General features: G+C 59.4%; 20 protein-coding genes. 9 read left to right on the top strand and 11 right to left on the bottom strand.

All coding sequences use genetic code 11. From position 1 onward, the window contains the following. The first annotated feature begins 95 nt into the window (after positions 1–95). Positions 96–1,004 carry a LysR family transcriptional regulator gene (locus BKX96_RS14035; RefSeq protein ID WP_046816658.1) on the top strand — a complete coding sequence of 303 codons (909 nt, stop codon included), beginning with the start codon at positions 96–98 and terminating at the stop codon, positions 1,002–1,004. Between the two features lie 177 nt (positions 1,005–1,181). Here the strand turns inward: BKX96_RS14035 and BKX96_RS14030 are convergent, their stop codons facing one another. From BKX96_RS14030 to BKX96_RS14010, 5 genes are all read right to left on the bottom strand, one after another. Further along, positions 1,182–1,883 carry an ABC transporter ATP-binding protein gene (locus BKX96_RS14030; protein WP_020798122.1) on the bottom strand — a complete coding sequence of 234 codons (702 nt, stop codon included), beginning with the start codon at positions 1,881–1,883 and terminating at the stop codon, positions 1,182–1,184. After that, the gene (gene livG / locus BKX96_RS14025) at positions 1,884–2,651 is read right to left on the bottom strand and encodes a high-affinity branched-chain amino acid ABC transporter ATP-binding protein LivG (protein ID WP_046816659.1); all 768 of its coding nucleotides are present in this window, start codon (positions 2,649–2,651) and stop codon (positions 1,884–1,886) included. Then, positions 2,648–3,904 carry a high-affinity branched-chain amino acid ABC transporter permease LivM gene (locus BKX96_RS14020; RefSeq protein WP_046816660.1) on the bottom strand — a complete coding sequence of 419 codons (1,257 nt, stop codon included), beginning with the start codon at positions 3,902–3,904 and terminating at the stop codon, positions 2,648–2,650. Before BKX96_RS14020 ends, livG begins: the two co-directional genes overlap by 4 nt. Next, positions 3,901–4,824: a high-affinity branched-chain amino acid ABC transporter permease LivH gene (gene livH, locus BKX96_RS14015; RefSeq protein ID WP_007947264.1), complete on the bottom strand. Its 924-nt coding sequence runs from the start codon at positions 4,822–4,824 to the stop codon at positions 3,901–3,903. Before livH ends, BKX96_RS14020 begins: the two co-directional genes overlap by 4 nt. Before the next feature lie 233 nt (positions 4,825–5,057). Then, on the bottom strand, positions 5,058–6,185 hold the full coding sequence (locus BKX96_RS14010; protein ID WP_046816661.1) for a branched-chain amino acid ABC transporter substrate-binding protein: 1,128 nt from the start codon (positions 6,183–6,185) through the stop codon (positions 5,058–5,060). A gap of 351 nt (positions 6,186–6,536) precedes the next feature. Between BKX96_RS14010 and BKX96_RS14005 the strand changes: the two genes are divergently transcribed. Continuing rightward, entirely contained in the window at positions 6,537–6,842 is a 306-nt protein-coding gene (locus tag BKX96_RS14005; protein WP_046816662.1) for a DUF2288 domain-containing protein, read from the top strand. Between the two features lie 299 nt (positions 6,843–7,141). Here the strand turns inward: BKX96_RS14005 and BKX96_RS14000 are convergent, their stop codons facing one another. Then, positions 7,142–9,340 (bottom strand): hypothetical protein, encoded by a 2,199-nt coding sequence (locus BKX96_RS14000; RefSeq protein WP_077184276.1) that lies wholly within the window; start codon positions 9,338–9,340, stop codon positions 7,142–7,144. Between the two features lie 194 nt (positions 9,341–9,534). Here BKX96_RS14000 and BKX96_RS13995 point away from each other — a divergent pair, with 194 nt between their 5' ends. After that, on the top strand, positions 9,535–10,428 hold the full coding sequence (locus BKX96_RS13995) for an NAD(P)-dependent oxidoreductase (RefSeq protein WP_077184273.1): 894 nt from the start codon (positions 9,535–9,537) through the stop codon (positions 10,426–10,428). On the opposite strand, the gene BKX96_RS13990 is transcribed toward BKX96_RS13995, so the two are convergent. After that, entirely contained in the window at positions 10,385–12,601 is a 2,217-nt protein-coding gene (locus tag BKX96_RS13990) for a putative bifunctional diguanylate cyclase/phosphodiesterase (protein WP_077184271.1), read from the bottom strand. The genes BKX96_RS13995 and BKX96_RS13990 overlap by 44 nt on opposite strands. A 281-nt stretch (positions 12,602–12,882) precedes the next feature. Here BKX96_RS13990 and BKX96_RS13985 point away from each other — a divergent pair, with 281 nt between their 5' ends. Continuing rightward, positions 12,883–14,232: a spinster family MFS transporter gene (locus BKX96_RS13985; RefSeq protein ID WP_077184268.1), complete on the top strand. Its 1,350-nt coding sequence runs from the start codon at positions 12,883–12,885 to the stop codon at positions 14,230–14,232. Positions 14,233–14,331: 99 nt separating this feature from the next. Here BKX96_RS13985 and rapA read toward each other — a convergent pair whose 3' ends face one another. Then, the gene (gene rapA, locus BKX96_RS13980) at positions 14,332–17,178 is read right to left on the bottom strand and encodes an RNA polymerase-associated protein RapA (protein ID WP_046816667.1); all 2,847 of its coding nucleotides are present in this window, start codon (positions 17,176–17,178) and stop codon (positions 14,332–14,334) included. Positions 17,179–17,408: 230 nt separating this feature from the next. On the opposite strand from rapA, the gene BKX96_RS13975 reads away from it, so the two are divergent. From BKX96_RS13975 to ccoM, 3 genes are all read left to right on the top strand, one after another. Next, positions 17,409–17,750, top strand: coding sequence for a hypothetical protein (locus BKX96_RS13975; RefSeq protein ID WP_046816668.1), 342 nt, complete (start codon positions 17,409–17,411; stop codon positions 17,748–17,750). Positions 17,751–17,849: 99 nt separating this feature from the next. Continuing rightward, positions 17,850–18,011, top strand: coding sequence for a hypothetical protein (locus tag BKX96_RS32860; protein WP_008016476.1), 162 nt, complete (start codon positions 17,850–17,852; stop codon positions 18,009–18,011). Positions 18,012–18,154: 143 nt separating this feature from the next. Beyond that, positions 18,155–18,271 (top strand): cytochrome c oxidase subunit CcoM, encoded by a 117-nt coding sequence (gene ccoM / locus BKX96_RS33415; RefSeq protein ID WP_046816669.1) that lies wholly within the window; start codon positions 18,155–18,157, stop codon positions 18,269–18,271. 270 nt (positions 18,272–18,541) lie between these two features. Here ccoM and BKX96_RS13970 read toward each other — a convergent pair whose 3' ends face one another. The 3 genes from BKX96_RS13970 to BKX96_RS13960 form a co-directional block, all read right to left on the bottom strand. Next, on the bottom strand, positions 18,542–20,017 hold the full coding sequence (locus BKX96_RS13970; protein WP_077184266.1) for an inorganic phosphate transporter: 1,476 nt from the start codon (positions 20,015–20,017) through the stop codon (positions 18,542–18,544). 379 nt (positions 20,018–20,396) lie between these two features. Beyond that, positions 20,397–20,597, bottom strand: a complete 201-nt coding sequence (locus BKX96_RS13965) for a hypothetical protein (RefSeq protein WP_008056863.1) — start codon at positions 20,595–20,597, stop codon at positions 20,397–20,399. Continuing rightward, positions 20,594–20,851 carry a hypothetical protein gene (locus BKX96_RS13960; RefSeq protein ID WP_077184263.1) on the bottom strand — a complete coding sequence of 86 codons (258 nt, stop codon included), beginning with the start codon at positions 20,849–20,851 and terminating at the stop codon, positions 20,594–20,596. The genes BKX96_RS13965 and BKX96_RS13960 overlap by 4 nt, the downstream gene beginning before the upstream one ends. Before the next feature lie 386 nt (positions 20,852–21,237). Between BKX96_RS13960 and pcaR the strand changes: the two genes are divergently transcribed. Together pcaR and pcaK are read left to right on the top strand one after the other, a co-directional pair. Continuing rightward, positions 21,238–22,080 (top strand): pca regulon transcriptional regulator PcaR, encoded by an 843-nt coding sequence (pcaR, locus tag BKX96_RS13955; RefSeq protein WP_046816672.1) that lies wholly within the window; start codon positions 21,238–21,240, stop codon positions 22,078–22,080. 286 nt (positions 22,081–22,366) lie between these two features. After that, entirely contained in the window at positions 22,367–23,713 is a 1,347-nt protein-coding gene (pcaK, locus tag BKX96_RS13950) for a 4-hydroxybenzoate transporter PcaK (RefSeq protein WP_046816673.1), read from the top strand. Positions 23,714–23,721 lie beyond the last annotated feature (8 nt).

Below are 23,721 nucleotides of genomic sequence, written 5' to 3'. Positions count from 1 at the left end.
CCTCGATGGGTTGAATGAGGCTTCAGTTTAGAGTGGTTTTTTCTACGGATAAGCGCGCTAATAGGCAACCTTTGGTTTTCAAATGGAAACAATCCGTGAGCGAGATGGATGACCTGGCCGCGTTTGCGGTACTGATCGAAGCGGGGAGTTTTACCTTGGCTGCGCAGCAATTGGGCTGCAGCAAGGGCCAACTGTCCAAGCGCATCAGTCAGTTGGAAGCGCAGTTTTCCGTGGTCTTGTTGCAGCGCACCACGCGACGCTTGAGCCTGACGGCGGCGGGCGCGGCGTTATTGCCCCAGGCCCAGGCGCTGGTGGTGCAGGTCGAGCGCGCGCGCCAGGCCCTGGCACGCCTGAAGGACGACATGGCCGGCCCGGTGCGGATGACGGTTCCGGTGTCGCTCGGAGAAACCTTTTTCGATGGATTGTTGCTGGAGTTCTCCGCCCAGTATCCCGAGGTGCAGATCGAGCTGGAACTCAACAACAGTTACCGTGATCTGTCCCGCGACGGTTTCGATTTGGCAATCCGCTCCGATGTGGCGATTGACCAGCGCCTGGTGGCGCGCCCGTTATTGGCGTGGCGGGAATTGACCTGCGCCAGCCCCGCCTATCTGGAGCAATACGGTGAGCCGCAGACGCCTCAGGCGCTGGCCGAACACCGGTGCCTGCTCAACAGCCACTACAGTGGTCGTGAGGAGTGGTTGTATCACCAACAGCACGAGCTGTTGCGGGTGCGGGTTTCCGGCCCCTTCGCCAGCAACCATTACAATCTATTGAAAAAAGCCGCACTGGCTGGCGCCGGCATTGCTCGTTTACCGTCCTACGCGTTGCCGGAGGAACTGGCCGACGGGCGTTTGCGCTGGCTCCTGCGTGATTATCAGACCCGCAGCATGCCAATGTACCTGGTGCATCCGTACCAGGGGGGGCTGCCGAAACGCACGCAGGTGCTGGCGGATTACTTGATCGGTTGGTTCAAGCGCAGCGGCGAGGCGCTGGATCGACTTTGAATCTTCACACGGACCCTGTAGGCGCTGGCTTGCCAGCGAAAGGGGCATAACATTCAACGACCATGTTGACGGGTACACCGCTATCGCTGGCAAGCCAGCTCCTACAAAGGAAATGCGGTGTTAAGGCAGGCATAAAAAAACGGCCCGCAAAGGCCGTTTTTTGGTTACCGCAAAGGCTTAGCCGCCGAGGTACGCATCGCGCACTTTCGGATCGGTCAGCAACGCTTCACCGGTGCCGGTCATCACTACCCGGCCGTTCTCCAGAACGTAGGCGCGGTCAGCGATTTTCAGGGCCTGGTTGGCGTTCTGTTCGACCAGGAACACCGTCACACCGTCCTTGCGCAGCTGTTCGATGATATCGAAGATCTGCTGGATGATGATTGGGGCCAGGCCCAGCGAAGGCTCGTCGAGCAGCAGCAGCTTGGGCTTGCTCATCAGCGCGCGGCCGATGGCGAGCATTTGCTGTTCGCCGCCGGACATGGTGCCGCCACGCTGGCTGAAGCGCTCTTTCAGGCGTGGGAAAAGTCCGAGGACCTTGTCCATCTGTTCCTGATAGTCGCCCTTGGCGGTGAAGAAACCACCCATGGACAGGTTTTCTTCCACGGTCAGGCGGGAAAACACCCGACGACCTTCCGGCACCACGGCAATGCTCTTGCGCATGATCTGCGAAGAATCCTGGCCGACCAGTTCCTCACCCATGTAGCGGATGCTGCCGCTGTGGGCCCGAGGCGAACCGCACAGGGTCATCAGGAGCGTGGATTTGCCGGCACCGTTGGCGCCGATCAGGGTGACGATTTCGCCTTGACGGACTTCGACGTTGACGCTGTGCAGGGCCTGGATCTTGCCGTAGAAAGTGGAAACGTTTTCGAACTGCAGCATTTACGCTTCCCCCAGGTAGGCTTTGATCACTTCAGGATTGTCGCGGATCTGTTCCGGCGTACCGTTGGCCAGGGGCGTGCCCTGGTTGATCACGACGATGTGGTCGGAAATGCTCATGACCAGTTTCATGTCATGTTCGATAAGCAGCACGGTGACGTTGTGCTCCTCACGCAGCACGCTGATCAGCGCCTTCAGGTCTTCGGTTTCCTTCGGGTTCAGGCCGGCGGCCGGTTCGTCGAGCATGAGGATCCGCGGACGGGTCATCATGCAGCGGGCGATTTCCAGGCGCCGTTGCTGACCGTAGGCCAGGGTACCGGCCGGACGGTTGGCGAACTCCTTGAGGTTGACCTTTTCCAGCCAGTACTCGGCGAACTCCATGGCCTCGCGTTCGCTCTTGCGAAACCCCGGGGTCTTGAACAAGCCGGACAGGAAGTTGGTGTTCAGGTGGCGATGCTGGGCGATCAAGAGGTTCTCGACCGCAGTCATGTCCTTGAACAACCGCACGTTCTGGAAGGTACGCACCACGCCCTTGAGCGCGATCTTGTGGCCCGGCAGGCCCTCGATCGGCTCACCATCGAGCAGGATGCTGCCGCCGCTCGGCTTGTAGAAGCCGGTCAGGCAGTTGAACACGGTGGTCTTGCCGGCGCCGTTGGGGCCGATCAGTGCAACCACTTGTTTCTCTTTCACGCTCAAGGCAACGCCGTTGACCGCCAGCAAGCCGCCGAAGCGCATGCTCAGGTTTTCTACTTTAAGGATCTCGCGGCTCATTTGCGCAGCTCCATGTGAGGACGTTGCATGGGCAGCAGACCCTGAGGGCGCCAGATCATCATCAGTACCATCAAGGCACCGAACATCAACATGCGGTATTCACTGAACTCACGCATCATTTCCGGCAGCAGGATCATCACCACCGCCGCCAGGATCACGCCCAGCTGCGAGCCCATGCCACCCAGCACCACGATGGCGAGGATGATCGCCGACTCGATGAAGGTGAAGGACTCCGGCGTCACCAGCCCCTGGCGGGCAGCGAAGAAGCTACCGGCGAAACCGGCGAAGCTTGCGCCCAGGGTGAAGGCCGACAGCTTGATGATGGTCGGGTTCAGGCCCAGTGCGCGGCAGGCGATTTCGTCTTCACGCAACGCTTCCCAGGCGCGGCCCAGGGGCATGCGCAGCAAGCGGTTGATGACGAACAGCGCAGCCAGTGCCAGGAACAGCGCAACCAGGTAAAGGAAGATCACCTTGTTGATCGAGTTGTATTGCAGGCCGAAGTACTCGTGGAAGGTTTGCATGCCTTCCGCGGCTTTACGTTCGAAGGTCAGGCCGAAGAACGTTGGCTTCTCGATGTTGCTGATGCCGTTCGGGCCGCCGGTGATGTCCGTCAGGTTACGCAGGAACAGACGGATGATCTCACCGAAGCCCAGGGTCACGATCGCCAGGTAGTCACCGCGCAGACGCAGTACCGGGAAGCCCAGCAGGAAGCCGAAGGTGGCCGCCATCAGGCCGGCGATCGGCAGGCAGATCCAGAAGCTCAGGCCGTAGTAGTGCGACAGCAGCGCGTAGCTGTAGGCGCCGACGGCGTAGAAACCGACGTAACCGAGGTCGAGCAGACCGGCCAGACCGACCACGATGTTCAGGCCCAGGCCCAGCATCACGTAGATCAGTACCAGCGTCGCGATATCCACCGCACCGCGAGAACCGAAGAACGGCCAGACCAGCGCGCCAGCGATCAGCGCGATGATGATCCAGCGCTGTGTGGTCGGCAGGGTCAGGAAGTTGCTGGCCTTGGCCGGAATCAGCGGCATGCCTGGCGAAGAACGCCAGGCCGAGCTGATCTGCTGGTCGAACAAGACACGCAGGAACATCAGCACCGAGCACACCGCGATGGTGATCAGGGTGGCGTCGCTGGTGCCATGAACTTCGAGGTTGATGCCGACGATGGTCAGCTTCAGACCGAGTACCGGGTAGGCCACGGCCCACACCAGCAAGGCGCTGAACAGCGCCTGTTTAAGATTCCTAGTCATACCTTCTCAACCTCCGGACGGCCCAGCAGGCCGGTTGGCCGGAACAACAGCACCAGAACCAGCAGGCCGAACGCCACGACGTCCTTGTACTGGTCGCCGAAGATATCGGCACCAAAGGCTTCCGCCACACCCAATACGAGCCCGCCGAGCATGGCGCCCGGAATGCTGCCGATACCGCCCAGTACCGCTGCGGTGAAGGCCTTGAGGCCGACGAGGAAACCGGCGTTCGGGTTGATCACGCCGTATTGCATGCTCAGCAGCACGGCCGCGATGGCCGCCAGCGCGGCACCGATGACGAAGGTCAGGGCGATGATGTTGTTGGTGTTGATACCCAGCAGGTTGGCCATCTTGATGTCTTCGGCGCAGGCGCGGCAGGCGCGACCCAGGCGAGAGCGGGAGATGAACAGCGTCAGGCCGAGCATGGCGACCAGGGTCACCACGAACACCACGATTTGCATGTAGGAAATCAGCACTTCATGTGCGCCACCTGGCCCAAAGGCAAAATTGCCCGGAATCAGGTTGGGGATGGATTTGTCCTTGGAGTCTTGCGCCAGCAGAACGGTGTTCTGCAGGAAGATCGACATGCCGATGGCGGAGATCAGCGGGATCAGACGGTTGCTGCCGCGCAAGGGGCGGTAGGCGATCCGTTCGATGCTGTAGCCGTAGGCACTGGTGACGACGATGGTTGCCAGGAAAGCGGCGGTCATCAACAGCGGAACGCTGTCGAGTCCCAGCATGGCCAGCCCGGCGATGGCGATGAACGCCACGTAGGAGCCGATCATGTACACCTCGCCGTGGGCGAAGTTGATCATTCCAATGATGCCGTAAACCATCGTATAGCCGATGGCGATCAGGGCATACGTGCTGCCAATGGTCAGGCCATTAACCAGCTGTTGGAAAAAGTGATAGATGTCAGGCATTACAGCGCTCCTAAAAACCTGATACGCATTTCACTGGTGGAGTCATTTTCCCGCCCGGGCCCCGTGGATCTGCATCCACTTCGAATCCGGGGTTTGCCAGCGAACCGCTGATGACGGTTTTGAGATTTTCAGGTGGGGAGACTGGCGGATCACGCCAGCGCGGCCCAGATACGATCGTAAAACAAAGCCCACGGCACGCCGTGGGCTTTGTTGGCAGTCAGTCAGGCAACGCCTTACTGAGGCTTGGCTTCAGTTTTTGGTTTGCCGAAGTGCCACTCGTAAACCACGAATTTGAAGTCTTTCAGGTCGCCTTTCTCGTCGAAGCTCAGGTCGCCGGTCGGGGTCTTGAAGGTGCCAGCGTGGATGGCTTCAGCCACTTTGGCGGAGTCTTCGGACTTGGCAGCCTTGATGCCGTCGGCGATCACGGTCACAGCCGAGTAGGCCGGGAACACGAACGGACCGCTCGGGTCTTCTTTCTTGGCCTTGAACGCATCAGCCAGGGCAACGTTGGCCGGGTCCTGGTCGAAGGATTTCGGCAGGGTCACCAGCAGACCTTCGGAAGCGTCCTTGGCGATCTGCGAAATGGAGTCGTTACCCACGCCTTCCGGACCCATGAACTTGGCTTTCAGGCCTTTTTCCGCAGACTGACGCAGGATCAGGCCCAGCTCCGGGTGGTAGCCGCCGTAGTAGACGAAGTCGACGTTGGCTTGCTTGAGCTTGGCGATCATCGAGGAGAAGTCCTTGTCGCCGGCGTTGACGCCTTCGAACACGGCAACCTTGACGCCTTTGCCTTCCAGGGTTTTCTTCACGGCAGAGGCGATACCTTCACCGTATTGCTGCTTGTCGTGCAGGACAGCAACGATCTTCGGTTTTACGAAATCGGCAATGTAGTTACCGGCGGCAGGGCCCTGGGCGCTGTCCAGGCCGATGGTGCGGAACACCATTTTGTAACCACGAGCGGTGATGTCCGGGCTGGTGGCAGCCGGGGTGATCATGATCACGCCTTCGTCTTCGTAGATGTCCGAAGCCGGTTGAGTGGAGCTGGAGCACAGGTGACCAACCACGAACTTGACGCCGTCGTTGACGACTTTGTTCGCGACCGCTACCGCTTGTTTTGGATCGCAGGCGTCATCGTATTCAACGGCTTCGAGTTTCTTGCCGTCTACGCCGCCTTTGGCGTTGATCTGTTCAATGGCCATCTTGGCGCCGCTGAACTGCATGTCGCCGTATTGGGCTACAGGACCGGTTTTAGGGCCGGCGATGCCGATCTTGATGGTGTCAGCTGCGAACGAATGGCTGGCAACCCCGGCCAGAACCATAGCGGCAAACAGTTTGGAAATCTGCTTAGTAGCCTTAGTCATAGTGCTCCACTCTTACTGTTGTAATTTTTATAGTCCTGGCGCCGTAGGCGGCAGAACCGGGTCAGATATCCACGACATCTCCCGGAAAAGCCCCTCGGCAACTGTACCGGTACAGTGTAGAGCGCCGATTGTCAGCCTGGGAAGCTGGCGCCGGGGGGCAAAACTTGGGGGTGTCGCTTTTTTGAAAGAAAAAGTCAGAATTGCGGCGGGGCTTTGACGGGCTTATAGCCAGATTCGGTGCACTCCTTGGCTTTCCTGCGCTTTTCATTCGGTAATGCCAATTGCTTCTGGGTTTTTCTGCCTGACCACCGACGTTATCATTGCGTCGATTTCTTTTCCGGACCGGAACCCATGACTGAAGAACCTAGCACCCTCTATGCCAAGCTGCTCGGAGAAACCGCATCTATTACCTGGAAGGAACTGGAGCCGTTCTTTGCCAAGGGTGCCCTATTGTGGGTCGATCCAAGCCTGGATTTGATTGCGGCAGCCGAGGCCGTAGCGACCGACGAAGGCGAGAAAGTGGCTGCCTGGCTGGCCGAAGACAAGGTCGCCAAGCTGTCTGAAACGCGGGCGCTGGATCTTTTCGAACGCGATCCACAGCTGTGGGCGGTGGTGGTTTCGCCATGGATTATGATCCAGGAAAGAGCGCAGGGTTAATTGCCTGCACCACGTTGGTGCCATGTCTTGCCGATCGAAAGTGTGTAGCCGAGTAGCGTGATGGCAGGTTGCCGTAGAGAAAGGCCACAGCTTCACGGTGACGTAAACGTAACGGGAACAGTTGGGAGAGCAGCGGAAGGGCTGATCAATTGTTTCTGGATGTTGAATTGTGTGATTTTTGAGGGCGTCATCGCGAGCAGGCTCGCTCCCACAGTTGACTGCATTCTTTCTGGAAGAACACGTTCAACGGTGGGAGCGAGCCTGCTCGCGATTGGGTGCGACGCGGTGCTGCGCCGGCCTTAGTAAGCCGTCTTGCCCGTATGGTTATTCAACGAAATCACCTTCGTCTTGCCAATCCGGTGACGATAGATCTCACGCAAGTACTTGATCGCTTTCTTCACGCAATCGCGTGACAGGCGGATGTCGTTGATCGAGACGAACTTGTCCTTGTCGTTGATCAGCTCGCGATACTTCTTTTCGTACATCGGCTTGATCGCATACCAGTTGGTATCGAGGATTTTCGCCGGATTCTCGAATTCGTTGAGCAGGTCATCGATCAGGTCTTCATCGAACTGTTCATTGATGATGAAGTCCAGGACCGAGTTGTCCAGGGTGTCATCGAAGCGGTAAGGGGTACGGGCAAAGCAGCGCTTGATGAACGCCACGATCAAGGTCAGGAAATCGTCCGACAGGCACGGGCTCTTGGCGATCAGGGTGGTCAGCGACAGGTTGGCCGAGGCGCCGATCACCAGCGCATAACGCTTGAGCGTGGTGTTGGGGAACAGGTTGTTGAGGTGGGTCTTCAAGCGGTTCAGGTCCATGTAGGACAACTTGTAGTCCTTGGGCAGGGACACGATCGACACCACCGACGAGCAGTTCTTGAAGAAGTGCAGGTCGTGCAGGGCAGCCGCGTCGTAGCCCGAGTTCTTGTACTGCTCCAGCGACGCCCGATAACGCTTGGACTCGATGGGCAACAGGCTGATGCCTTCGATGGCCTGGGTGACCTTGTTGAAATGTGGCAGGTCGATCGAGCGGAAGAACAGGTCGTCGATGTTCAGGCGCTGCGGCTCTTTATCGAAGACCTTGAATTTGTCGCTGCTTGGCGGCGGTGTTTCCGGCACCACGGATTCGGCATACGCAATGGCCACTGGGCCGGCGAGGCTCATGAACAGGTCGTTGGCGTCCAGGCGAATGGTTTCGCCGATGTCGATGCCGGCACGGCGGAAATAGTTCTGGTCATAGTCGGTCGTGACAGCTTGCGCGGTCAGGATGTTGAAGATCTGCTGCGAGATGTACTGGTTGGCATGTTTTTCCATCGCATTGACGTCGATGTTCTGGATGTTGCCGTCATCGCTTTCTTCGGCATAACGCATGATGTCGTTGGAGATCAGCATCATCGCGTTCCAGGGGCGGATACGGCCCATGACGCTGGCTTCACTGCTGTCTTCGTTGGCGAAGTTGTAGGAGAAGTCCCATTCTTCCGACAGGTATTTGCACAGCAGGCGGCCGGCGTTGATGTGCAGCGCCTCGGACATTTCGCTGCGGTGATCGGAAATGTTCGGCAGCACGCAGATGCCGCTGGTGAAGATCGGTTCGAAGACGAAGGAGTGACCGCTCTTGCCGTCGTGCTCGTCCATTGGCTTGGTGTCGAACGTCTTGTTCATGTACGAATGCTGCTGGGCCAGGCCGAATTCCGACGCCATGCCTGAACCGGTACCGCCACCGGCACTGAAGATCGAGAAATACAGGCGCGACTGGTTGGCCTTGATGCCGCAGCTGTCAATCAGGTACGAGTGGATCATCTTCCAGTCCGGGCTGGAAAAACGCTGGGTGTCTTTGTTCAGGATGATCTTGGCCAGGTACTGACCGAGGATCGGTGCATTACCGGCACCGCCGGCATGGACTTCCGACAGGTCCATGATTTTCATTTTGCTGTAGTCGCGCAGGAATCCGCTCTTTTCGCCTTTGCGCGAGAAGCGGATACGCCCGGCGATGTCCTTGTCCAGGTCGCCCAGCATCACCAGCGGTTCTACCAGGAACACCGGTTTGGCGGCCTTGCTCGACCCCAGGCGCAGGTTGTTGCGAATCCATTGTGCCGGGCTGTAGCCTTTTTCCGCATAGCGCTTGTCAGGCGAGAGGCGATCTTCGCTGTTGAATTCGTTGAGGTAGAACTTGCGGGCGTTGTAGACCAGTTCCGCAACGTCCAGCGCGATGTTCGAACCGCAGCGGCCCAGGCCAATCAGGCACACCGACGGAAACGCCTGATCGTTGTGCTGATCGTTGTCGCCTTCCAGGTGCGATGGGCGCGGGAACACCATGTCGCGCAGGCCGTCGAGGTTGTCGAGAATGCGATCGGTGTTGGTTTCAGTGAAGTACAGGTATTGCTGGGTCGCGAGCGGGCGTGAAGGCGTCAATGGCTTCGATGGCGCGGGGCTGTTCGCCGCCGGGTTCAGCGTCGGGTCGCAAAGCGCAGGGGCCGTATTGTTTTTAGAAGTCATCGTTCGCCATCTACCTGGGCTGGTCAGTCGGGCAACATACTGTCGTCGACCGTCACGGAATGAGATCTCGCGTCTTTTATCAGCGCGTATTTGACCCGAGCGGGGCATCAGCATGTGCGTCGCTCGGCGGAATCCTTTCCTGAGTCCTGATGAATCGGCCAATATTCGCTGTTCTTTAATCAAAAGGAGGCAAAATGATGTCAACGCTACCGTCCCTGGGTTTTGCCGGAATTGGCCTGATGGGCCTGCCGATGTGCCAGCGTTTGCTCGCCGCGGGTTACCCGCTGACGGTGTGGAACCGTAATCCGGCCAAGTGTGCGCCGCTGGTCGAGGCCGGTGCACGCCAGGTCGCCACACCTGCCGAGTTGTGTCGGCACGCCGAGGTGGTGATGTTGTGCCTGGCGGATACCTCGGTGGTCCGTGAGGTGGTTTTCGGCAAGTCGGGCATCGCCGAGGGGGCGAAAGAAGGACAATTGCTGGTGGATTTTTCCAGCCTGGAACCCACGGCGACCCGGGAAATGGCGACAGAACTCGGCAAGACCGGCATGGGTTGGCTGGACGCGCCAGTGTCCGGCGGAGTGGTGGGTGCCGAGGCCGGAAGCCTGGCGATCATGGTCGGCGGCACCGTGGCTGACCTTGAACGGGTCAAACCGGTTTTGCTGAGCCTCGGTCAGCGGGTGACACACATGGGTGCGGTGGGAGCAGGGCAGGTGACGAAGGCCTGCAACCAGATGATCGTTGCCTGCAATGCACTGGTCATCGCCGAAGTGGTGGCCTTGGCGGAGCGCTCCGGTGTCGATGCCAGCCTGATCGCCGAGGCACTGGCCGGTGGGTTTGCCGATTCAAAACCCTTGCAGTTCCTGGCACCGCAAATGGCCGAGAGCCGTTTCGAACCGGTCAAATGGCATGTGCGGACCTTGCTCAAGGATCTGGATGGCGCGGTAAAGTTTTCCCGCGAGCAAGGTTCGGCGACGCCGATCAGCGGCCTGGCCGCGCAATTGATGCGCCTGCATGGGAGCCAGGGTTTCCTGGAAAAGGACCCGTCTACATTAGTGCAGATGTACCGTGAGCAAGACTCAGGTGCGTGACGGTGCATGAATGTTTGCGCTGGTTGATTTCGTTCAGCACGGGCCGCAGTTCGCCCAGCGGTACCGGGCGGCTGAGCAGGTAACCCTGGACGAAGTCGCAGCCGTGGCGTTCGAGAAACTGGTATTGCTCGAACGTTTCGACGCCTTCGGTGACCACGTCCAGGTGAAGGGTGTGGGCCATGACGATAATGGCCTGGACGATTTCCATGTCCTGGGTGGCTTTTGGAATGTCCTGGATGAACGACCGGTCGATCTTCAAGGTGTTCAGCGGCAAGCGCTTGAGGTAAGCCAGGGAGGAATAGCCAGTGCCGAAGTCATCGATCGACAGCGATACGCCCAGGGCGCGTATCTGCTGCAGCAACACCAGGGTATCGGCAATGTTGCCCATCAGCGCATTCTCGGTGACCTCCAGTTCCAGGCGATGGGGTTCGACCCCGGCATTGCGCAAGGCGAGTGAGATTTCGTCGCTCAGTTCTTCGCGCGCCAGGGTCAGCGGAGAGCAATTGATGGAGATCTTCAGGTTCGCACACCCCTGGCGTGACAGCTCACCCAGGTCCTGGCAGGCCTTGCGCAGCACCCAATTGTCCAGTTCGGTGATCAGGCCATTGGCCTCGGCGATGCCAATGAAGCGGTCCGGCGCGAGAAATCCGTGGACCGGGTGTTGCCAGCGGATCAACGCTTCGAGCTTGCTGGCCTGGCCGGTCTTGAGGTCGTAGATCGGTTGGTAATAGAGCATCAGGCCGGTGTCTTCGCGCAGCGCATGGCGCAGTTCTTCCTCCAGTTGCAGCTCCAGCATGGCGCGTGCTTTGAGGTTGGCACTGAAGAAATTCAGGCCGTTGCGGCCGCTGTCCTTGGATTGATACAGCGCCAGGTCGGCGTTTTTCAGCAGTTCTTCACAGGTCTTGCCGTCCTCGGGGAACACGCTGATGCCGATGCTGGTGGTCATGACCATGCGCCGTCCGGACAGCTCGATGGGTTCCTTCATTTTCAGCATGATGCGCTGGGCCATCTGGCGCGCCTCTTCACGGTCATGCAGGTCGATGAGGATGCAGAATTCGTCGCCTCCAAAGCGTGCCACCACATCTTCATGGCTGCGCACCGAGCTCTTGATGTGCCGGGCGAGCACCTTGAGCAGTTCATCGCCGGCATCGTGGCCGAGGCTGTCATTGATGCGCTTGAAATGGTCGATATCCAGGAACAGCACCGCGAGCATACCGCCTGAGTGAGTGCGCTCCAGGAGCTTTTCAGCGAAAAGCTGGTTGAACCCGCGACGGTTGACCAGGTTGGTCAGGGCGTCGTAGTGCGCCACTTGTTGCAGGGACATGCGCGCTTGATCGAGTTGGGTGAGCAGCGAGTTCACCCGCAGCAGGTCACGGTCCTTGTGCTGCAGCTTCTTGTCCGCCAGCGCTGCACTGATGCAGCTGCCAATGATGAGCAGGGTCATGACGGCTATTGTCAGGCCCAGTTGCAGATGGTTGTTTTCACTTGGCTGGGTCAACAGGCTGCCGGTTGGCAGCACCAGGTCGAAGGCAGCCATGCCGGTGAAATGCAGGCTGATGATGCCTGCACCCAGCAACAGGCTGGCGCCGCATTTGCGCAGTTGGTGAAAAATACCCGCACCAGTGCGCAGATAACTCGCTAGCAGTAGTGCCGCCAGACTGACGGCAAAGGCGATCAGGAGCGACAGAATGAACAGCGCCGGTTGGTAATAAGCCGTCGCTTGAGAACGCATGGCGGCCATGCCCACGTAGTGCATGGTGGCTATGCCGAGGCCGATGACGATCGATGCCTTGCAGCATTGCCGCAAGTTCAGGGTTGGCAGGCTGAGGGTGTGCATCGCCAACCACGACGCACACAGTGCAACCAACAGCGACAAGAGCGTGATCGGCAAGTGGTAATGCACGTCTATCGGCGCCTGGAACGCCAACATCCCAATGAAGTGCATGGCCCAGATTCCGCCGGCCAGGCATCCGGCACCGATCCAGCGCCAAAGACGTTGTGACGCCGGTTTTTGTGCCTGGGCAATCCGTTCGGCCATATCCAGTGTGGCGAAACACCCGGCGCAAGCGACCAGAAAAGCCAGCAGCACCAGAAAAGGGTCATGTACGCATTGGAGTATGACCTGTCCGCTTTCTGCTAGCTGTGTAGTGAAATGCAGACCAAGCCACTCCATAGCATGCCCCGTGTTTGTCTCCCTGGCCGGCAATCAACGCTGGCGAATGCCTTGCAGTATAGAAGGCGTGCATTGAACGCAAGGGATAGTGGCACATTGTCTCCCAATGATTTTGGAATGAGTCTTAGTGCGTTTGGAAATAAAATGTTGCCTGGGCCCCGTCTGTTTCCATGGGCGGGTATCAGCTTTACGAATAATTACAGACAGTGTTGGCCGGCCTGACTAGATTGCAGGTTCCGGGTGGCAGTGAAGCCCCCATAACAATAAAAAGAGATGGACCCATGCAGAACTCGACCCAAGCGGCGAATGCCTGGCGCATTTTGTTCCTGCTGTTCCTGGCCAACCTGTTCAACTTTTTCGACCGCACGATTCCCGCCATCATCATCGAACCGATCCGCATGGAGTGGCACCTCAGCGACTTTCAGCTGGGGATCATCGGTACGGCATTCACCATCGTCTACGCGATCGCCGGTCTGCCGTTGGGCCGTATGGCCGATACGGGTTCGCGCAGCAAGTTGATGGGTTGGGGCCTGGCGGTGTGGAGCGGGCTGACGGCGGTCAACGGAATGGTGGGCAGTTTCTGGAGTTTCCTGATCGTGCGCATGGGGGTGGGTATCGGTGAGGCCAGTTATGCACCGGCCGCCAACTCGCTGATCGGCGACCTGTTTCCGGCGCATCGACGGGCGCGGGCCATGGGCATCTTCATGCTCGGGTTGCCGTTGGGTCTATTGTTGGCGTTCTTCACCATCGGCGCGATGGTCAAGGCATTCGACAGCTGGCGGGCGCCGTTCTTCATTGCCGCCGTGCCGGGGCTGATCCTGGCGATCTTCATGTTCTTCATCAAGGAGCCTAAGCGCGGTGCGGCGGAAAGCGTGCAAGTGTCACAGGAAAAGATCGACCGGCCGATCCGCCGGGTGTTGGCGGTGCCGACCTTCCTGTGGCTCGTGATGGCGGGGCTCTGTTTCAACTTTGCCACCTATGCCTGCAACTCGTTCCTGGTGCCCATGCTGCAGCGTTATTTCCTGATGCCGTTGCAGGAAGCCGCGGTGGCGACCGGGGTGATCGTCGGCGTGACCGGGTTGTTCGGCCTGACACTGGGTGGCTGGGTCGCGGACAAGATCCATCAGCGGGTGGCCAACGGTCGCCTGCTGTTTGCTGCATTCAGTCTGATCATCTCAACCTTGTGTACTGCCTGGGCGCTGCATTCGGGGCGGATCGAGATCGGTGTGTTCGTGGCCGTGTTCAGCCTGGGCTGGTTGTTTGCCTATAACTTCTATACCTGCGTCTACACGGCGATCCAGGACGTGGTCGAGCCGCGCCTGCGAGCCACCGCCATGGCCTTGTTTTTTGCCGGGCTGTACCTGTTGGGGGGTGGTCTGGGTCCGGTGGTGGTTGGGGCGTTGTCCGATCACTTTGCCCACACCGCCATGCTCGCGGCCGGTGCCGAACAGATGACTGAAGCTTTCAAGGCAGTCGGCCTGCATGACGCGATGTACCTGATACCGGTGGCGCTGTTCTTCACCATGGTGTTCCTGGTGTTGGCGTCGCGGAGTTTTGTGCGCGATGCGAAGCGGATGAAGGATGGGTTGGTTGGGGGGGTTGAACCTGAGGGTGTTGCGGCGACTGCTTGATCGCCATTGCCAGCAGGCCATCGGCATCGCACAAAAGTCAGGTAAAAAAAAGGCCCGCATCGCTGCGGGCCTCTTTGTTGAAGCGCTGGAGCAGGGGACTTAACCCGCCACCAACACCCGTATCGCTTCCAGTCGCAGCGCCGCCTTGTCGAGCATGGCCAGGCCTTGTTCGCGCTGCTTGCGCAGGGCAACCAGTTCGCTGTCACGTACGGTCGGGTTGACCGCTTGCAACGCGGTCAGGCGTGCCAGTTCTTCGTCGGTATCGGCAGCCAGGCGACGTTGCGCCTCTGCCACGCGTTCGGCGTGACGTGGGTAGATCTTGTCTTCGCCGGCGTTGATCCGTGGCGTCAGCTGATCGCGCTGTGCCTGGATGAACTTGTTGGCGCTGGCGCGGGGCACGCTTTCGAGTTGATCGTTCAAGGTCTCGAACGACACCCGGGCCGACAGGTCATTGCCATTGGCATCGAGCAGGCAGCGCAGGGCGGCCGGCGGCAGGTAGCGGCCCAGTTGCAGCGAGCGCGGGGCAACCACTTCACTGACGTAGAGCAGTTCCAGCAACACGGTGCCGGGTTTCAGCGCCTTGTTCTTGATCAGCGCCACGGCGGTATTGCCCATGGAGCCGGACAGCACCAGGTCCATGCCGCCCTGGACCATCGGGTGTTCCCAGGTAATGAACTGCATGTCTTCGCGAGACAGCGCCTGGTTGCGGTCGTAGGTGATGGTCACGCCTTCGTCGTCGCCCAGCGGGAAGCTGGCGTCGAGCATTTTTTCGCTCGGCTTGAGGATCAGGGCGTTTTCCGAATGGTCTTCGCTGTCGATGCCGAATGCATCGAACAGGGTTTCCATGTAGATCGGCAGGGCGAACTGGTCGTCCTGCTCGAGGATGGCCTCGACCAGCGCCTCACCTTCGCCGGCGCCACCGGAGTTGAGCTCCAGCAAACGGTCGCGGCCGGTGTGCAGCTCGGCTTCCAGGCGCTCTCGCTCGGTACGGGCTTCGTCGATCAGCGCTTGCCAGTCACCGTCATCGGCTTCTTCGAGCAACGGCAGCAGGCGCGGGCCGAACTGATGTTGCAGGGCGTTGCCGGTCGGGCAGGTGTTGAGGAACGCGTTCAGGGCTTCGTGGTACCACTGGAACAGGCGCTCTTGCGGGCTGGTTTCCAGGTACGGCACGTGCAGTTCGATGGTGTGCTTCTGGCCGATCCGGTCCAGACGACCGATACGTTGTTCCAGCAGGTCCGGGTGGGCCGGCAGGTCGAACAGCACCAGGTGGTGTGAGAACTGGAAGTTGCGACCTTCACTGCCGATTTCCGAGCAGATCAGCACTTGCGCGCCAAACTCTTCGTCGGCGAAGTAGGCGGCGGCGCGGTCACGCTCGAGGATGTTCATGCCCTCGTGGAATACCGTGGCCGGGATGCCGGAACGCACGCGCAGGGCGTCTTCCAGGTCCATGGCGGTTTCGGCGTGGGCGCAGATCACCAGTACCTTGGTGCGCTTGAGCATTTTCAACTGGTCGATCAGCCACTCGACCCGTGGGTCGAATTTCCACCAACGCTCTTCTTCATTGGCGTCCGGCTGGGCCTGGAAGCTGACTTCCGGGTACAGCTCGGCGTGATCGCCCAGCGGCAGTTCGAGGTATTCGTCCGGGCACGGCAGCGGGTAAGGATGCAGCTTGCGCTCCGGGAAGCCCTGGACCGCGGCCCGGGTATTACGGAACAGTACGCGGCCGGTGCCGTGGCGGTCCAGCAGCTCGCGCACCAGGCGCGCGCTGGCTTCGGTGTCGCCATCGTTGACGGCGGTCAGCAGGGCTTCGCCTTCGTTACCGAGGAAGCCATGAATGGTTTCGTGGGCTTTCGGTGACAGGCGACCTTTTTCCAGCAGCTCCTGAACGGCCTCGGCCACCGGGCGATAGTTTTCGCTCTCGGCGCGGAATGCCGCCAGGTCATGGAAACGATTCGGGTCGAGCAGGCGCAGACGCGCGAAGTGGCTGTCCTGGCCCAGTTGTTCCGGGGTTGCGGTCAACAGCAGCACGCCCGGGATGGTTTCAGCAAGCTGCTCGACCAGGGAGTATTGCGGGCTGACCTGGTCTTCGTGCCACACCAGGTGGTGGGCTTCGTCGACGACCAGCAAGTCCCAGCCGGCGGCGAACAACGCGTCCTGGGCTTTCTCGTCGTCTACCAGCCACTCCAGCGCCACCAGCGCGAGCTGGGTGTCTTCGAACGGGTTGGAGGCATCGCTTTCGATGAAGCGTTCTTCGTCGAACAGCGCGACCTGCAGGTTGAAGCGCCGGCGCATTTCCACCAGCCATTGGTGCTGGAGGTTTTCCGGCACCAGGATCAGCACGCGATTGGCGCGGCCCGAGAGCAGCTGGCGATGGATCACCAGACCGGCTTCGATGGTTTTGCCCAGGCCCACTTCGTCGGCCAGCAGGACCCGTGGCGCAATACGGTCGGCCACTTCGCGGGCGATGTGCAGTTGGTGCGCGATCGGTTGCGCACGCACGCCACCCAGGCCCCACAGCGACGACTGCAGCTGGCGGCTGGTGTGTTCGAGGGTGTGGTAACGCAGGGCGAACCAGGCCAGGGGGTCGATCTGCCCGGCGAACAGACGGTCGCTGGCGAGACGGAACTGGATGAAGTTCGACAGTTGGGTTTCCGGCAGGGTGACCACTTCGTTCTGCGCGTCGAGACCGTGATAGACCAGCAGGCCATCGACGTCGTCGACTTCGCGTACGGTCAGTTTCCAGCCTTCGAAGTGAGTGATGGTGTCACCCGGCGAAAACCGCACACGGGTGAGGGGCGCATTCCGTAGCGCGTACTGGCGAGTGTCGCCAGTGGCCGGGTAGAGCACGGTCAACAAGCGGCCGTCCTGTGCCAGAACGGTGCCCAAACCCAGCTCCGCTTCGCTGTCACTGATCCAGCGTTGCCCCGGTTGATACTGCTGCGCCATGCTGCCTGACTCCCACCTTGAAAAAGCGGGCTATCTTAACGGAATCAGGTCTCCAGACCAAAGGATTACCTGTGTGGGAACTGCCTTGGGCTGCGAACTCATGATCTTCCCAGGCTGAAGAAATCGTAGCTGCGAAACTTCACGCCGTGCCAATCGGGTCACAGTTTGCGACCGATGGCTCAAGTCGCCGTCACCGCGGCCGACAGCCTGCAGACAGGAGACTGATAAATATGCTGCCACCGATGCTCCCCTTGAGTGCCGTGCCGATCACTTCCCAGCACGACCCGGTCCGCCCGCGCCCGGATATCGCGCCCGTCGTGCCGATGCAGGAAAGCGCCAGCGACAGCACCATCGACCTGCAACAGCGCGATCCGGAAGAGGCCGCGCTGCTGTTGCGCGAGGAACAGCGACGCAAGCAGGAGCAGCAACGCCGCCGCCGTGAAGCCGACGAGGACCCGCAAGCGCACCTGGCGATCCCGGGTGACGAGCTCAATGCCGACAACACCGTGCCGGTGGCCCCGTTGATGGAAGACCAGCCTCGCCAGGGCTTGTGGGTCGACATCGAGATTTGAGCCCGTGGCTGGTCAGCGCCGTCGCCAGACCGCATTATTGGCACATCCCTGCCGCGCGAGGCGGCCATTGAACTTCTTTTCAAGCGATGCACTGACGCCATGAGCCAAGATGACAAGCTGATCGACCTGAATGCCGAACGCGCCAAGCGTGTCCATGACCTTAACGACAAGCGCCTGAACGAAGTGCGCCAGGCGTTCGAACAGGCCATGCCGTTGGGCAAGGCGAAGAAAAAGCCGAAGAACAAGCCCAAAAAACGTTGAGTGCTCCTGCATCGATTGATGCAGGTCAGTTTTCCTCTCCTTCCGTGCCCGGTCCCGGGCAACATTGATCCCGGTCAATATTCTCTCCTGCCCGATTGGTTACCTTGGCTCCATCGCAACAGGGCAACTGCAGGAGACGCGTCATGTTTTTCGATAACGTGGTGATCGCCGGAGTGCTGACCGTCAGCCTCATGTTTGTGTTTTTTGCAGGGTTCGGACTTTTTATCTGGAAAGACTCGCACAAGCGGAAAAAGCCGTAGGTCTTTCTGGAGGCAATGAGCACGCAAGGCATTTTGGGCAACTTCGGTTGCCCTTTTTTTTTGCCTGCGCAAACGTGTCTGACCCTGCACAACCCTGTGGGAGCGGGCTTGCTCGCGAATACGTAGTATCAGTCGATACAAATATCGCCTGACATTCCGCATTCGCGAGCAAGCCCGCTCCCACAGGGGGGAAGACGGTGTCTGGAATATTCAGGTAATAAAAAAGGCGCGGTCCTCACGGAGCGCGCCTTTTTTAGTTCGGCTGCTTAATTAGCTGCCCAGTGCCTTCGACGCCAGCCAGAACAGGCCGGCCGACAGCCCCACGGTGGCCGGCAGGGTCAGGACCCAGGCCAGCAGGATGGTCTGCACGGTGCCGCCCTGCAAGCCGCTTTTGTTGGCGACCATGGTGCCGGCCACGCCCGAGGACAGGACGTGGGTGGTGGACACCGGCAGGCTGAAGATGTTGGCCATGCCGATCAGGCTCGCGGTGGTGATCTGCGCCGACATGCCTTGGGAATAGGTCATGCCTTGCTTGCCGATCTTCTCGCCGATGGTCAATACCACGCGTTTCCAGCCGACCATGGTACCCAGGCCCAGGGCCAGGGCGACCGCCAGGATCACCCAGAAAGGCGCGTATTCGGTGGTCGTGGTCAGGTCCTTGCGCAGCTTGTCCAGGTCAGCCTTTTCTCTTGGGGCCAGGCTTGGCAACTTGCTGACTTTCTTCGCCGTGTCGTCCAGGCAGAGCAGGTAGCGACGCACTTCGATGCGGCTTTCAGACGGCAGCGAGTGGTAGTCGGCTACACCCTTGAGGGTGCCGAGCAGGGCATTGATGGTCGGCTCGGTCTGTTGCGGATTGCAACGGAATTTCTCCGGCAGATCGCCTTCGACGCTTTTACCCAGGGCCAGGAATTCGCCCAGGGTGGCGGCGTTGCGCTGGTAGAACTGGTTCAGGTGCAAGGTGGCGTCGCGGGTACGTTCGATCTGGTAGGTGGTGCTGTTCAGGTCAAGTACGAACTGCGCCGGCACGATACCGATCAGCACCAGCATGATAAGGCCGATACCTTTCTGACCATCATTGGAACCGTGCACGAAGCTCACGGCCATGGCCGAGATCACCAGCACCAGGCGGTTCCAGAACGGCGGGTGTTTCTTGTCGTCGATCTTGCGGCGCTGCTCCGGCGTCTTGTGCATCTTCGACAGCGGGCGCCACCATTTCAGACCGATCAGGATCAGCGCCGCGATCAGGAAACCTGCCATTGGCGAGAACACCAGCGACATACCGATATCGATCGCCTTCTGCCAGTTCACGCCATCGGCCAACGGAATATCGTTGATCAGGGCGTTGGCCAGGCCGACGCCGAGGATCGAACCGATCAGCGTATGGGAGCTGGAGGCAGGGATACCAAAGTACCAGGTGCCCAGGTTCCAGGCGATGGCGGCGGCGAGCAACGAGAACACCATGGCCAGTCCGTGACCGGTGTTCACATTGATCAGCAGCTCCACCGGCAACAGGTGGACAATGGCATACGCCACGCCAACGCCGCCCAGCAATACGCCGAGGAAGTTGAACACACCGGAAAAGAACACCGCCAGATGAGGCGGCATGGCTTTGGTGTAGATAACAGTGGCTACCGCGTTAGCGGTGTCATGAAATCCGTTGATGAACTCGAAGGCGAGGACAAAAGTCAGGGCGAGCAGGAGGCTCACAAGCACCCAAGCATCCAGTCCGCTGAATAAATCGATCATGAAGGTTTTCTGACCCGGTCATAAGGGGGCGCGATTATGCCAGAAAAGACTGGAAATCGATGCACTTGCTGCTCATCGGTAACATTCTTCAACGAATTATTTTGCTTTGGGACCTGAATTTCCTGCGCTTTTGCGGGTCTTGCAAGTACTTGAATTTCTTTGGAAAGCCCGCAGGCACGGGGGTTTGCCACGCCTGGAATGACCGTGCGCGCAGTTGTATGAAATTTCTGAAAAGAGTGTCAGATACGAACCTTTAGCCTTCATCCGGTCGGCAAGGCGGTCGCTGCCCGCTCATAGCGGGCGCAAAAAGGCAACGTCAGTACATCCCGCTTTTAACGGATGCAACACAGAACCCTGCAAGTATTCAAAGCCCGGGCCTTCACGGCTCCTCGGCTTTGAGTTCCTTTTCCATTTTTTCCAGTTCTTGCTTGAATACCTGATCCTGAACGGTGGCGCGTTTACGCCATGGCTTGCGTTCCGGTTCGGGCTGGGCGGCGTAGGTGGTGACTTCCCCGCCATAAACTTCCTTGTAACGTTGTTCCTGGCGCTCAAGTTCCGCGCGCAGTTCGTCTTTTGTCACGGTGCTACCTGATTGAGTTGAGGTGAATTCTGGTGAAACGCACTGCATGATGTATTGGCCGCACTTGTCAAAAGCAAAAAGGCCCTTGCAGGCATTTTTTGCGACAGTGTGATCATTACTTCCATGTTGCAGGCGGCCACGACACCAGAGATATACAGCTGACGCAGCATCAGAGCCTGTTTCAGCGAGCGCAATGGCGCGATGCGGATGCAGTCGGCGTCATGGGCTTGCTGTGGAGAGCGGCGATGGAACATCGCGCCACCGGTAGCGGCATCGGTTAATAAAAATCCGAGTGGCTACTGAATTACATTATAGCGAGCGATTGACAGAACACTATCACGATAGAGTTAAAAGTGGATCTTGATGTGTGATTGTTTTTCTACCCATAACCCTTTAGTGGCAACTAGAGGGCTGGATGATGCCACTGTACGGCGATGCATTTCTGGCGCCATTAAGTCGCACAATTCAAGTCCAGTTAGATTGCGCATGGAAGTCGCGAGAGGCGCCTGGGCAAAAAATCATCGATTGCGATAATCGATCGGCGGTTCGATAATCGCCCAGTCATGTCGGGATCGGGCTTGTGTACCTTGCAGCGAGTCGCCTGTAATAGATTCCGATCCGTCTGGGAAAAGGACCTTGTATGAACGATCAATTGCGCAACTCCTTCGCTTCGGTGGCACCGCCGATCGTTGCTTCGCCTGCCAAACGCATTCAGGCCCTGACCGGCGACCCGGACTTCATGACCTCGTTGGCGCGCGGACTGGCCGTGGTGCAAGCGTTCCAAGAGCGCAAACGGCATCTGACCATTGCCCAGATCAGCCACCGTACGGAAATTCCCCGTGCCGCCGTGCGACGTTGCCTGCACACGTTGATCAAGCTCGGTTATGCCACGACCGATGGCCGCACCTATTCGTTGCTACCCAAGGTGCTGACCCTTGGCCATGCCTATGTGTCCTCGACGCCGCTGGCCGTTTCTGCACAGCCATACCTGGACCGCATGAGCGAGCAACTCCACGAGGCTTGCAACATGGCCACCCTGGAAGGCGACGACATTCTATACATCGCCCGCTCGGCGACCACCCAGCGCCTGATCTCGGTCGACCTGTCGGTGGGAGGGCGCTTGCCGGCCTATTGCACATCGATGGGCAGGATCCTGCTCGCCGCCCTCGATGACACTTCATTGCACGAGTATCTCGACCACGCCGACCTGCAAGCCAAGACCAGTCGAACCATCCATACCCCCGAAGCATTGCTCGAATGCCTGCAGGAAGTGCGTCAGCAAGGGTGGTGCATCGTCGATCAAGAACTGGAGCAGGGGCTGCGTTCGATCGCCGTCCCGGTGTACGACGCTTCCGGCCAGGTGGTTGCGGCGCTCAACGTCAGTACCCATGCCGGGCGGGTCAGCCGCAACGAACTTGAACAGCGTTTCCTGCCCGGTCTATTAAGTGCCAGCCGCGACCTCAGTACCCAGCTGTTTACCTAAGCTGTTCGATAATCGCACAGACTCGCGTTTGGCGAATTGACGCTCTTTCCCTTGGCTCATTAATGTCGCGGCAGCGTCATCCGGCGCTGTCGATCTTGATCCGGCACCGGACGACGACCACTAATAATGAGAAGAGGCACCCCCATGCGCACATTCCCCGACTGTCGCTATCCTACCCGGCTATTGCACCGGAACCCGATCGCCTGATCCTGACACCCCCTTTTTCGTGGCAGCCTCTTTAAAGGCTGGCATCTGTTCGACTGCGTTCTTTGCGTGGAAAAAAATAATGAACCAGCCCCAGTCCGCTGTAGGTAACTGCCTCGACGTGCAGTCCTTCATCAATGCCCAACCCATTTCGCGTTATCAGTGGCGAGTGGTGATCCTGTGTTTCCTGATTGTTTTCCTTGACGGCCTGGATACCGCGGCGATGGGTTTCATTGCACCCGCGCTGTCCCAGGACTGGGGTATCGATCGTGCCAGCCTGGGCCCGGTAATGAGTGCGGCGCTGATCGGCATGGTTTTCGGGGCGCTGGGCTCCGGTCCGCTGGCTGACCGGTTTGGGCGAAAAATCGTGCTGGTTGGGGCGGTGCTGCTGTTCGGTGCCTTTAGCCTGGCTTCGGCCTACAGCACTAACGTCGACCAGTTGCTGGTGTTGCGTTTCCTGACCGGCCTCGGGCTGGGCGCGGGCATGCCGAACGCAACCACGCTGCTGTCGGAATACACCCCGGAGCGCAAGAAGTCCCTGCTGGTGACCAGCATGTTTTGCGGCTTCAACCTGGGCATGGCCGGCGGTGGATTTATCTCGGCGAAGCTGATTCCGGCCTTCGGCTGGCACAGCCTGCTGCTGATCGGCGGGATCCTGCCGTTGATCCTCGGCGTCGTGTTGCTGATCTGGCTGCCTGAGTCGGCGCGCTTCCTCGTGGTGCGAAATCGCGGCACCGACAAAGTGCGCAAGACCCTGGCGCCCATCGACCCGACAGTGGTGGCCCAGGCATCGAGCTTCAGCGTACCGGAACAGAAAACCGTGAAGGCGCGCAACGTGTTTGCCGTGATCTTCTCCGGCACCTATAGCGTCGGTACCTTGCTGTTGTGGCTGACCTACTTCATGGGTCTGGTGATCGTTTACCTGCTGACCAGTTGGCTGCCGACCCTGATGCGCGACAGTGGCGCGAGCATGGAGCAGGCCGCGTTCATCGGAGCGTTGTTCCAGTTCGGTGGGGTGTTGAGCGCGGTGGGCGTAGGCTGGGCGATGGACCGCTTCAATCCGCACAAGGTCATCGGCACTTTCTACCTGCTGGCCGGCATCTTTGCCTACGCGGTAGGGCAGAGCCTGGGCAACATCACAATCCTGGCCACCCTGGTATTGGTGGCCGGTATGTGTGTCAACGGGGCGCAATCGGCGATGCCGTCTCTGGCGGCGCGGTTTTATCCGACTCAAGGGCGTGCTACCGGGGTTTCGTGGATGCTCGGGATTGGCCGCTTCGGCGCAATTCTTGGCGCATGGATGGGCGCCACGCTGCTGGGGCTGGGCTGGAACTTTGAGCAAGTGTTGACGGCCTTGGTGATTCCGGCGGCATTGGCGACCGCGGCGGTGGTGATCAAGGGGCTGGTCAGTCATGCGGATGCGACCTGATCCATTCC

The organism is Pseudomonas putida, assembly GCF_001976065.1.
Classification (GTDB): Bacteria; Pseudomonadota; Gammaproteobacteria; order Pseudomonadales; family Pseudomonadaceae; genus Aquipseudomonas; species Aquipseudomonas serbica.
The sequence above is the reverse complement of the archived record's forward strand: the minus strand, read 5'-3'. Positions and strand labels throughout refer to the sequence as shown.